Annotated in this window: 8 protein-coding genes; 4 read left to right on the forward strand and 4 right to left on the reverse strand. The window is 45.9% G+C overall.

Going from position 1 to position 11,350, the window contains the following annotated elements; all coding sequences use genetic code 11:
- The first annotated feature begins 2 nt into the window (after positions 1 to 2).
- From HW988_RS16975 to HW988_RS16985, 3 genes are all read left to right on the forward strand, one after another.
- Complete coding sequence (locus tag HW988_RS16975) at positions 3 to 1,901, forward strand: hypothetical protein (RefSeq protein WP_181605333.1); 1,899 nt, start codon at positions 3 to 5, stop codon at positions 1,899 to 1,901.
- Positions 1,902 to 2,261: 360 nt separating this feature from the next.
- Entirely contained in the window at positions 2,262 to 3,566 is a 1,305-nt protein-coding gene (locus HW988_RS16980; protein ID WP_220128769.1) for a D-alanyl-D-alanine carboxypeptidase, read from the forward strand.
- On the forward strand, positions 3,566 to 4,249 hold the full coding sequence (locus tag HW988_RS16985; protein ID WP_181605335.1) for an ankyrin repeat domain-containing protein: 684 nt from the start codon (positions 3,566 to 3,568) through the stop codon (positions 4,247 to 4,249). The genes HW988_RS16980 and HW988_RS16985 overlap by 1 nt, the downstream gene beginning before the upstream one ends.
- 66 nt (positions 4,250 to 4,315) lie before the next feature.
- On the opposite strand, the gene HW988_RS16990 is transcribed toward HW988_RS16985, so the two are convergent.
- Positions 4,316 to 5,965: a DEAD/DEAH box helicase gene (locus HW988_RS16990; protein ID WP_181605336.1), complete on the reverse strand. Its 1,650-nt coding sequence runs from the start codon at positions 5,963 to 5,965 to the stop codon at positions 4,316 to 4,318.
- Between the two features lie 45 nt (positions 5,966 to 6,010).
- Positions 6,011 to 6,826 carry an alpha/beta fold hydrolase gene (locus HW988_RS16995; RefSeq protein ID WP_181605337.1) on the reverse strand — a complete coding sequence of 272 codons (816 nt, stop codon included), beginning with the start codon at positions 6,824 to 6,826 and terminating at the stop codon, positions 6,011 to 6,013.
- 77 nt (positions 6,827 to 6,903) lie between these two features.
- Between HW988_RS16995 and HW988_RS17000 the strand changes: the two genes are divergently transcribed.
- Positions 6,904 to 8,091: a CCA tRNA nucleotidyltransferase gene (locus HW988_RS17000; RefSeq protein WP_181605338.1), complete on the forward strand. Its 1,188-nt coding sequence runs from the start codon at positions 6,904 to 6,906 to the stop codon at positions 8,089 to 8,091.
- On the opposite strand, the gene HW988_RS17005 is transcribed toward HW988_RS17000, so the two are convergent.
- Positions 8,088 to 10,187, reverse strand: a complete 2,100-nt coding sequence (locus HW988_RS17005) for a response regulator (protein WP_181605339.1) — start codon at positions 10,185 to 10,187, stop codon at positions 8,088 to 8,090. The two genes, HW988_RS17000 and HW988_RS17005, sit on opposite strands and share 4 nt — an antisense overlap.
- 96 nt (positions 10,188 to 10,283) lie before the next feature.
- Positions 10,284 to 11,345, reverse strand: a complete 1,062-nt coding sequence (locus HW988_RS17010; RefSeq protein ID WP_181605340.1) for a chemotaxis response regulator protein-glutamate methylesterase — start codon at positions 11,343 to 11,345, stop codon at positions 10,284 to 10,286.
- Positions 11,346 to 11,350 lie beyond the last annotated feature (5 nt).

Raw genomic sequence — 11,350 nt, forward strand, 5'->3', positions numbered from 1 at the left:
CTTTGAAAACGACATCATTGAAGTCAGTTCTGTTCGTACTGGCTCTGGCTCTATCTGTTCCCGTTCAGTCCCATGCAGGTTTGGATATTTTCGAACCTTCTAAAGTTCTAGAAAAAATCCGCAAACAAATCGCGAAGCAAGATATCGGTGCGACAATTGGCCTCAGTGCTGACATCATCGATGGCTTGAGTGTTTCTTTAAAATACAAAGCGAAGTCTGAACCTTCATACTTGGATGGTTATTACACTCGTTTAGATAAATACATCATGACGACAGATGTGAATGTCGGTGATCTATTGAATGGCGATATCACACCATTTGGTTTCGATGTTGAACAGGGCACTGAAGTTTACTTTGCCCGTCAGTTCAAATCTCAAGGCGATTCCATCAAAGCTCTTCCCTACACTTTGGATCGCATTCCATTTACAGCTCAAAAAGCTGTTCAAAAATTGAAAGTCGGCGATTTCGTGGCCCTTCAAGGCAAGCTTTCCATCGTTTTCTCGGTGGGAGCCGATACGGATTTGAATCCGACAGTTTCTTTGGGTGGCTCCACTCATATTTATATGTCAGGTGATTTCATGATTCACTTGTACCGCATGGAAAACGATAAAATCCGTGTGAAACTGATTACACTAAGAAGCCGCGGCACGGGCGCTAGTGCCAGCATCGACTACTTGGGCAGACTTAAAGTTGTGGGTCTTCGTGTCGTAGACAGAAAGCTTGAGCGTTGGATTGACTTGAAACCAGCGTCTTTGAACTTCGGTAAATCTTTGAATGATGTTTTCATGTTGGACTATGTGTTTGATTTGAAAAATCCAGCCGCAGCGACGGCCTTTAATAACTTCATGAGCAAAAAAGTGAAGTTTAAAAATTTGAAAGTCATCGACCCAACGGCTTCCCGACCTGAATTGCAAAATGAACTTTTGACGGACATGTCTGAAGTTGAAGACATGTATATGGAAGACCATACGTTGCCTGCGGATCAACGCCGTATCGACCGCGTGTTTAAAGGTTCAAACACTTCCGTCGACATCATGTCTCGCTATAAGCTTTCCATGAGCATCCTGCGCCTGGAAGCCAACACGATGTACTCGCAAAACAAATTGCAAAACTACGATGCGAACAACATCGAGAAGCAATACATCCTGGACACTTACCAAAAATCAGCTCAGTCCAAAATCTTCTATGGTATTTGGGGGAACAAGATCACTGAAGGCGATCACATTATCTTTAATTCCAATCCACAATGGACTCCGGGCTCCTTGGTTACGACTTCCCATTTTTATGAAGCACGTATGAGAAACGTTTCCAAAAAAGATTTCGGAAAAATGCAAAACCGTGCGCAAGACGTTTTGCCAGAATGGATCTATCGACAAATCGACTGGAAACACTGGGACTTCTCTAACGGCGACATCGTGAATGGTTACTTCCGTCACCAAGTCTGCATCAGCCCCGAAGCCTACGAAGCGATTCCAAAATACTCTGCCAGCCAGATCGAAAAAATGTTCTCTGCGTACCTTGACTCCCAAGATCAAGACTTGGATCAGTTAAGACACAAAAAGATCGAAAAGATCGCCGTGAATTTGGCGTACTTGCTTCAACCGGTCATGTCAGACAAAGCTCGCTATGAAGCATTCAGAAATCTGCAAAAAATTGCGATGTGGCGTGATCACGGCGCTTATTTCGTACTGACTCTTTTGCCGGAAAATCGTTTCGAAGATCTTGTGACTTATGAAATGACTTTCTCAGGTCGTAAATCCGATCAGATCAATTTCCGCTTTGGTAACTTTGAAAAACAACAGCTTTACCAAACGCTGTTATATATCCAAAACTTGATCAACGATCGTTCCTTCGATCTGCGTCTGGTGACGGATTCCACAGGCGGAAAAACAAAACCATAGTTAAGGAAAAGGGCTTCACAAGAAGCCCTTTTTTATTTCTCACTCTCGAGTAAGAGTGTTCCCTGCAGATTTTAATTGAGTAATTTGAGACGGCGCGACATCCCCCTGTTTTCCAAAGAAAAAACACCCGAGCGAAAGATAAAAGCTTGGCTGCTTAACCTCCCCATATGTTTAACGTTTTCCCTCTGAAATCCCCCTGTGAACGGCCTTTTGGAAATTAATACAAACCCGTGCTTCGTCGAGAAAGGAAATAATCTCGGCGACTCCATTTAGAGCTTTAGATTAAAGGATTTTAAGTATATTAACCGAACCCTAGTTGCTAAGTAGACCAGCTCAATTACATCTATAACTAAGGGGAAAATGGTGTCATTCTTGAGATTCCAACTGGCATTGACTGCTTTGATTGTCGGCTTCACGACATCGTCTGCTTATGCAAAAGTCTATTTGAACTCCCAGTGCACGATGAAAGCCAACTCTGGTAAAATCGAAGGCAACGGTTCTAAAGACGAAAAATTCCCTCTCGCTTCCATTTCTAAACTTGTCACTTCGTTGTGGGCCATTGAAACTCTGGGCGCCAACTACCGCTTTGAAACTAAAATCCACGTTACTAAAGTTGGCCCTAAAGCCTACAACATGCATTTCGAAGGCAGCCGTGATCCTTTGATGGGGCGTAATGTCGGCTATTTCATCCTGGCTCAACTGACCATGAAACAGCTTGGTATAGAAAGAGTTGAAAACTTAACCTTCGACGAAAACTTCCAAATGGAATGGAACGTGGAGGAGCCGGTCGCTGTTGCCGGTGACACAAAATTGTTCACCGATATCGCAGAACAAGCTGCTCATGTTCAGCACGAATTGGAAAATGGCTTCATCACACCGATTGCCGATAACTCCTACACGTACCTGCGCAAGATTTCTAAATCGGTGGGTGTGACTCTGCCGCAAGAAAAACCAAGGATCAATTTTGGCAGCGTATCGTTTTTGGCAAAAGCCGACTTTAAAAAAGCCAACGACACTCAAACGTTCGTTTACAAATCCGCTCCCCTTTATAAGATCGTTAAGAACATGAATAACAAGTCCAATAACTATGTGGCTGACCACTTGTATTGGAATTTAGGCGGCACTCCGGCGTTCAATGCTTACTTGGCAGAGAACCTGAAAATGGACAACCGCGATCTTGAGTTCAACTTGGGATCCGGTAACAACGCGGACTATATCTCTAAAAAGAAATACGACTATAACGAAGGCACTTGTACCGCGATGATCAAAGTTTTGATCCGCTTGAACGAGGTTTTGGCGACACAAAAACTGGTTTTGACGGACGTAATGGCGGTTGCTGGTAAGGACAGCGAATCCACATTGGTGCGCTATGATGGCGTTATGGGCGATGCTATGACGGCTAAAACCGGAACGGTTGATAAAGCGAAAACTTTGGCGGGCACGATCTCTACAGGAAACGGGACGATCTATTTCGTGATCCTGATGCACAAGGATTCTTCGGGTGAAAACGGGTCTGCAGCGAATGCGATCAAAAACCGCATCCGTGCCTTATTCACAATCAATAACGGCTCTAAGAAAATAAACTATTCAGAAACTACGCCTCTTCCCTTCGATAGCCAATCGGCTCTGGTTCTGGGATATGGGCCTCATTTAGGAATGTTCTAATGATCAGTGTGACGCTTTGGATTTTTTATGTTTTGGTTGCGATGTTCACCGTTTTTGGCCCTGTGCGTGCCAGCGGTTACACCGTCGAGAACTTAAACAAAGCGATCGAACTCCAAAAGAACAAAGAAGTTCAGCAACAAATCCAGTCGAAAGCTTTCGATCCCGGCGTGGGTGATTCGGACGGAATCACTCCCTTGATGGCAGCTGCCATGAACGGGAACGTGAAAGCTTTGAACTTGTTAATGCAAAAAAACGCCAACCTTGAACAAAAAAATAAATTCGGTGATACAGCTTTGGCCCTAGCCGTTTCTAACGACCAAGATGCCGCTGCAAAAACATTGATCGCTGCTGGTGCTAAGGTCGACGTTGCGGTTCTTTCCGAGAACAAAGACACTCTGTTGATCACGGCCGCGAAAAGTAGTGAGAAAACGACTCGTCTGATCCTGCAAAAAAATAAAAAGGTCATCAACCAGACAAATGCTTTAGGTAATACGGCCCTGATGGAATCCATCATGGCGGGTTATCCTAAGATCGCAAAACTTCTGGTGGACAATGGCGCCGACGTGACCGTTAAAAACAACGATGGCAAAACCGCATTGGATTTCTCCAAAGAGATGAAAAACAAAAGCCTATCAGATCTTCTGACGAAAAAGGCGAAAGCCATCGACTCTGCTAAAAATTAATCGAGATTAAATCATCTAAAATAAATAAAAAAACCCCGGGGATTGTAGTCGCCGGGGTTTTGTTTTTTAAGAGAACAACTTTTTGATGAAGCTGGAAATCTTTTTACCGATTGTCTGCTTCGCTGGTGGTCTGCGTGTCGCGCTTGCACCTTTGCGCGGCTCGTGGCGCTTGTGGGCACCTTGACCCTGGCGGTTGTCGCCGCGTTTTTGCTGGCCATGAGCTGGAGCTTTTGCACCGTGCTCAGGACGCTTCGCATGTCTTGGATTTGGTCCGTCAGACTTTTGCGCAGAAGCGCCTTTGCGCTCTTCACGTGGAGGTCTGTTTTCGCCACCGCGGTTTTCACCACGAGGTCCACGTCCACCTTCGCGACGTGGTCCACGATCACCCTCACGACGAGGACCGCGATCACGATTTCCACCGCGACCAGGACCACCTTCACGACGAGGACCACGATCTCCGCGCTCACCGTCCAATGATTTTGGATAATGGCCTTCGAAGCGATCCGGGAATGGTTTGAACTCTTGAAGAAGCTGATCGTTTTCCAAATAGCCCACTTCAATCTTGTGTTTCAAATAATCTTCGATGCGAGTCAAAGACTCGATATCTTTTTCGCCCACCATCGAGAATGCCTGACCTGTCGTGCCCGCGCGACCAGTACGGCCGATACGGTGAACGTAAGATTCAGAATCCATTGGTAATTCATAGTTGATAACCAGGTCGACACCTTTGATATCCAAACCTCGAGCCGCAACGTCCGTCGCCACCAAGATGTTCAGATGATTTTCCGCTTTGAACTGCTCGATCACGCGATTACGTTGAGCTTGAGTCAAAAGACTGGAAATCGCCATCGCTGGCACGTCGTTATCAATTAAGAACTTAGTGATCTTTTCCACGTTCATTTTAAAGTTCGTGAAGATGATCGCTTGCTTAGGATTGTGCACTTTAAGCAAAGACAAAAGATGCTGCGGTTTTTCAGCGTTGCCCACGTGGAAAATCTGGTCTTTCACGTTTTCAGCTTTGGCTTGGTCACGGCTGATATTGATTTCAACCGGCTCTGAGCCAAATTGATAGGCTGTATTCAAAACATCGAAGTTCAATGTTGCCGAGAAAACCAGGAACTGACGTTCACGAGGCACTCTTTGCAAAATGAATTTCATATCGTCTTTGAAGCCCATGTCGAACATGCGGTCCGCTTCGTCAAAAACGATGGCGCGAACTTGCTTCAAATCGACCAAGTGTTCTTTGTACAAATCAATCAAACGGCCTGGAGTTGCCACGATGAATTCAACACCGTTTTTAAGCGCCTCTTTTTGTTTGTCATAACCTGTACCACCGTAGATTGCGAAACCACGAAGGCCGCTTTCCGCGCTGAACTTGATGATGTTGTCTTGAACTTGCTCTGCCAACTCACGAGTGGGAACCAAAACCAAAATAAAATTTTGTGGCTTCCAATCTTTGAACGCACGTTTTTCGATGATTTCTTTTTCGGAATCAGAAACTTCGCCGTGAGCGGGGCGAGCACGTAAAATACGCTCCATCAATGGCAGAACAAATGCTGCTGTTTTGCCGGTGCCTGTTTGTGCCAGGCCGGCGACGTCTTTACCATCCAAAATGTAAGGCATGGCTTGCGCTTGAATCGGTGTGCAATCATCAAAACCAGTTTTCTGGATTGCAGACACTAGCGCGGGATCTAAATTTAACTCTGAGAATTTCAATTTCGTATACTCCGGTTCGTAAGCCCAAACCTACTTTTCGGTGCCCTAAAAGTCACCAACAAAGCTTTTTAGGCTCTCTATAAAAGCCTGAGGCTGATCTGAATGGACCCAATGTCCAGCCCCAGGGATTTCGACGCCCTTAATCATCGGGTTCTCAGCCAAGATTCTCTGATAAACGTCAGATTTTAGCTCTTGAGATTTTTCTCCCCGAATCCAAAGCGTCGGCATTTTAAGGCCACGGACTTGGTCCCAACGATCAAACGTATGTCCGGCCTTCACTGATTCAATGATACCATACTTGGAAAAGCGCCAATCAACGGTCCCGTCCGGTTTTTCAACCATATTCGAGTAAAAGTACTGAGCCATGACTTCGACTTTTTCTCGCGTCTTAGCGATTTTAACAAAGTCTTCCATGAAGAACTTACGGGCTTCCTCTCGAGTGGCAAACGGAGTCGGCGCCAGATTTAAGAGATACTCATAGTACTCATAGGCGTTGGGTGCCGCTTCGGGCCCGATATCTTCCACGATCAGTTTTTCAACATAATCTGGATACAAGGAAGCAAAGGCCAAAACGTTTCGCCCCCCCATGGAGTGACCCACCAGAATAAACTTTTTCCAGCCAAGTTCGTCGACAATCTGTTTTAAGTCGTTAGCGTAATCTTCAGGCGAGTAGCCCGATTCGGGCTGAAAAGAACGCCCATGCCCACGCTGATCGTATGCCAGGCATCTTTCAGAGGCTTCAAGCCCTGAAATGATCCGGCGCCAATTTTGCCCGTAGCCCATAAGCCCATGAATAAAGACCCATTTTCGCCCATCAACTGGACCATAGAACTGGTGATTGAAGTTGTCCAAGTATGCCATATCGAACCTATCCTGCGCCCCTTGAAGGGGTATTTCAAGTTTGAATTTTGGAACGAAGGAGAGTAGATTCAGCGACAATGAGTTCCTCGAAAAAGCCCCAGCTTCATGAAGACTGGATTGATCCTTACGCATTAAGAATTGTCAAAAACCTCCAAGATTCTGGTTTTGAAACCTATTTGGTGGGCGGATGCGTGCGCGATCTGATGGTGGGAATTCATCCGAAAGACTTCGACATTGCAACCAGCGCACACCCCAACCAAGTTCGTAAGAAAGTTCCCAATGCTTATGTCATTGGTCGCCGTTTTAAACTCGTTTTGGTGAAACGTGGCGATCTGCAATTCGAAGTCGCTACTTTCCGTCGTAATGTCAGCGCCGAAGAAATCGCTGCGACTCCTGAAGAGGAAACAATCGAGGGCGACAACTATTTCGGAACCGTGGAAGAGGACGCCAAACGTCGTGACTTCACTGCGAACGCTGTATTCTATGATCCAGCCAATAAAAAGCTGATCGATTTCTGCGGTGGCATTCAAGATATCGAAAATCGCGTCTTGCGCATGATCGGCGATCCGAAAGATCGCTTCATCGAAGATCCAATTCGTATTTTGCGTGCAATTCGTCTGTCTCACAAGCTTCACTTCTCGATTGAATCAAACATGCGCCACGCGATTGTTGAAACCAGTTCTGAATTGAAAAAATCAGTTCTGCCTCGTCGTCGTGAAGAATGGCTTAAATTCCTGCGCCTGGATGAACCCCATCTGGCATTCATGGAACTTTTCGATTTGCATATTCTTGAACAAATTCTTCCAGGCTTGCACTCGGTCTTTATGGATCCGGCAAAAATGGAATTGTTTGAAATGCATTTAGCTCGTATCACGCAAGTCGGTATCAACAAGCAAGATCCGTTGGAATTGTTTGCGGGTGTAATGTTTGCTTTTATGAAAGCTCAATACGGCGAAGGCCAATGGAATCAGGATGAAATTCTGAATGACCCAAAATTGGCTTATTTCATGCGCGAGGAAATGGGTATCTTCAAACAAGAATCGGCCGTTTTCTTTAAAGCTTTGCATTTGATGTCGGGACTTAAAAAAATCGATAATTATTCCCGTAAGGGTGAGCGTCGTCAGATGGCTTTCGTTTTAAATGAAGCTTTTGGTTTGGCGATGAAACTTTCAATGATGGATTTCTCTTTATCTGCGTCCGAGACTCACTACTGGATGCAGCAGTTAGAAAAATTCACGGGCGGGAAAGTTACGCAAACACACTAAACGCGGGCCAGAAGTTTTTTTGCCAGAACTTCTTCCAGCATCGACATATCAATCGGCTTACTCAAATACCCATCAAATCCTGAATTCAGACATTCTCTTTGTCCTTCAGAGCTCGCTTGGGCCGTCAGAGCCACGATAGGCTTTAGGTAACCGCGGGCACGCAACTCTTTCACCGCTTCATGACCTGACATTCCTGGCATTTTAATATCCATCAAAATCAAATCATAGCCTTCCGCTTTCAGCGCGTAAGAAACAGCTCCGGCACCACTGTCACAGATATCCACCATGGCGCCGTGACGAAGTAAATAGCGATTCATCAAATTGCGCAGGTCTTCGGAATCATCCACCACCAAGATACGGCGATCCTTCAGATACTCAGAATTTTTATTCTGCGGCAGATTGCGCTCCAGAACCATGCGATTGGCGTGGTGAGCCTCTACCAACTTTAATGGCGTCACCGATCCGACACTGATGGAGTATTCAAAGATACTGCCTTTGCCTTCAACCGATTCAATCAAACACAAGTCCCCACCCGACAGGCGCGCCAGACGTTGAGACAAAGCCAGCCCCAAGCCTGAGCCCACGACTTTTTGAACTTCGCGACTTTCCCCTCGGATGAATGGCTGGAACAGATTCATCTGAGTCTGCACATTCATACCGATACCAGAGTCAGTGACACGAATTCTTAATGTGCCTTGATTTTCAGTATCCATTCCAAAAGAAACCAGGACTTGAATTTCTCCTTGCGGCGTAAACTTCACGGCATTGGACAGAAGATTGATTAAAACCTGACGGAAGCGAACCGAATCCATTTGAATTTCATCCGGCAGCAACGTTGTGTACTTCAAGGTCAGGCGATGTCGCGCATCGATCACGGTGCGAATCACTGAAACGGAATCTTCGATTTCTTGAACCGGACTCATCGGCGCATTCTGCAAGAAAAGCTTTTTACTTTCAATTTTAGATAAATCCAAAAGATCATTCACCAGGGACGTCATGTACTTACCCTGTCTTTGGATAGAATGAATGTCTTTGTAAGCAGCTTCGTCCAAATTTGGATTGGCCAGCATCGCCTCTGAAAAACCCAGAATTGCTGCCAGTGGAGTGCGAATTTCATGGCTGGCATTGGCTAATAAAACTGACTTAGCTTCATTCGCCGCTTCGTGCAGATCTCTTTCGCGCAGCAGGAAATCCTGATTACGCTTGATTGTGACGTCCCATACGATACCGGAGGTACGCAGGACTTTGCCACTCTCACAGCGCTCGATCTTTCCCCGGAATGCCAAAGAACGGGCTCCGCCATTGTCACTCGCCAGCAAAAATTCAAAATCGAGTTCGCGATTTTCGTGAAAGTTCGAACGCAAAATATCTTTTAACAAGGCTTGTTCCGGTAAGAGCTGCAGATTTCCCTCGCGGTAAATCATGTCTTGCTGAATATCCCAATCCCAGGTCATAGCTTCTGAAGAAGCCATGGCCATGCGAACGCGCTCTTCACTGCGTAACAAAATTTTGTCGACGCTGAACAAAGTCATTATCGAACGATTTAAAGAACGCCCCAGAAAAATGACCAAAGCCAGATAGATCAACATGATCGCTCCGACCAAGTATGTATGAGGCTGCCCCGAAACAACGTATCCCAGCGCCCAACCCACAATAGTAGGTCCGACAACACAAAGCATGGCCGTGCGGTTGGAAACATAAAGTATCATTCCGCCAGCGGTCATCACCGCGATCAACATCGCCGTTAGATTTTGAACCGTCGTCCCTGTCCACGGTGCCATAAACCCCATGGCTCCCCAACTCAGTCCCGAAACGCAAAGCAAACAGTACTTGGCTCTTTTCCAGATATTCAGTTGTTCAATGGATTGAATTTTATCTTTGGCCTCATGCCAGAAAGGCACGATTCCCAAACTCAGAGCTGCATAGATATTAATGGTTAAAAACCAGCCAATGATGAACTTGTGGGGGAGCGTATCCCATGCCACAAACGTATAGAAATAGGCCGTCGTCAAAACTGCCACCATGGCAGTAAAGCTCTGACCTAAAAGAAGGTCCACTTTGCGAATTTCTAGTTCGAGCAGATCATTTTTATTCATATACGTGCGAGTTCGTTAATATTCCATAGGCGCTAAAAATAAAACAGGGAAAGTCTGAACTTTCCCCGTTTTACACGTTCCATAAAGCATCTGTAATTAAGCGGCTTCTCTTAAATCAAGCTGCCTTAGCAATTCCCCCGCAATTTTATCCAGGGCCATGATCTTATCTGCGGCTCCCAAAGCCACAGCCGCGGCTGGCATTCCGTACACCACGCAAGTTTCTTCATTCTGCGCGACTGTATAGGCTCCGGCATTTTTCATCTCCAAAAGACCTTCCGCACCATCTTTACCCATACCCGTCAGAACGACACCCATCGCATTTTTACCGGCGTATTTCGCGACCGATTTCATCAAGTAATCAGCTGCAGGGCGCACGCTGTGCATAGGAGCATTCTGATGAAGTTTAATATAGTAAAAGGCACCACTGCGAGTGATTTCCATGTGAAAGTTACCCGGAGCAATCAAGACACGACCTGGGACAACCTGGTCGCCTTCCTGGGCTTCTTTGACTTCAAACGGAAACATTGCATTTAAATTATCTGCGAAAGACTTCGTAAAACCTGGAGGCATATGCTGAACCACCACTGTTCCAGGGATATTCGCTGGCATGCCGGAAAGGAAAACTTTCAAAGCCTCCGTACCACCTGTGCTCGATGCGACTGCAATCATTTGATGGGTTGTTCGCGCAAGCGACGTACGATCCACCTTTTTTACTGGCGTCGTCGGTGTTGCCACTTTCGTTCTAGATTGGATACGAGCGCGGGCGACCACGCGAACTTTTTCAATAATTTCGCGTCCTAAAACTTCAAGGGTTTGCGAAACGTCGATGGACGGCTTTTCCATGATCTCAATGGCGCCGGCCTCAAAAGCACGAAGATAAGTTTCAGAACCTGTTTTTGCCAAACTCGAAAAAATAACTGTTCGGGTTGGAAAGTGCTGCATGACTTTTTCCAGAAAGCTGATGCCGTCCATACGAGGCATCTCCACATCCAAAGTCATGACATCAGGCTTTAGTTGCACCAACTTATCACGAGCAATGTACGGATCAGAAGCTGTACCAACCACTTCGATATCCGGTGCCGAAGAGAATATTTTCTCTAGCAACTTACGAATCACTGCGGAGTCATCAACGATGAGAACTTTGATTTTTTGACCCATATTTC

Origin of the sequence: Bdellovibrio sp. KM01 (assembly GCF_013752535.1) — a bacterium.
Taxonomy (GTDB): Bacteria; Bdellovibrionota; Bdellovibrionia; order Bdellovibrionales; family Bdellovibrionaceae; genus Bdellovibrio.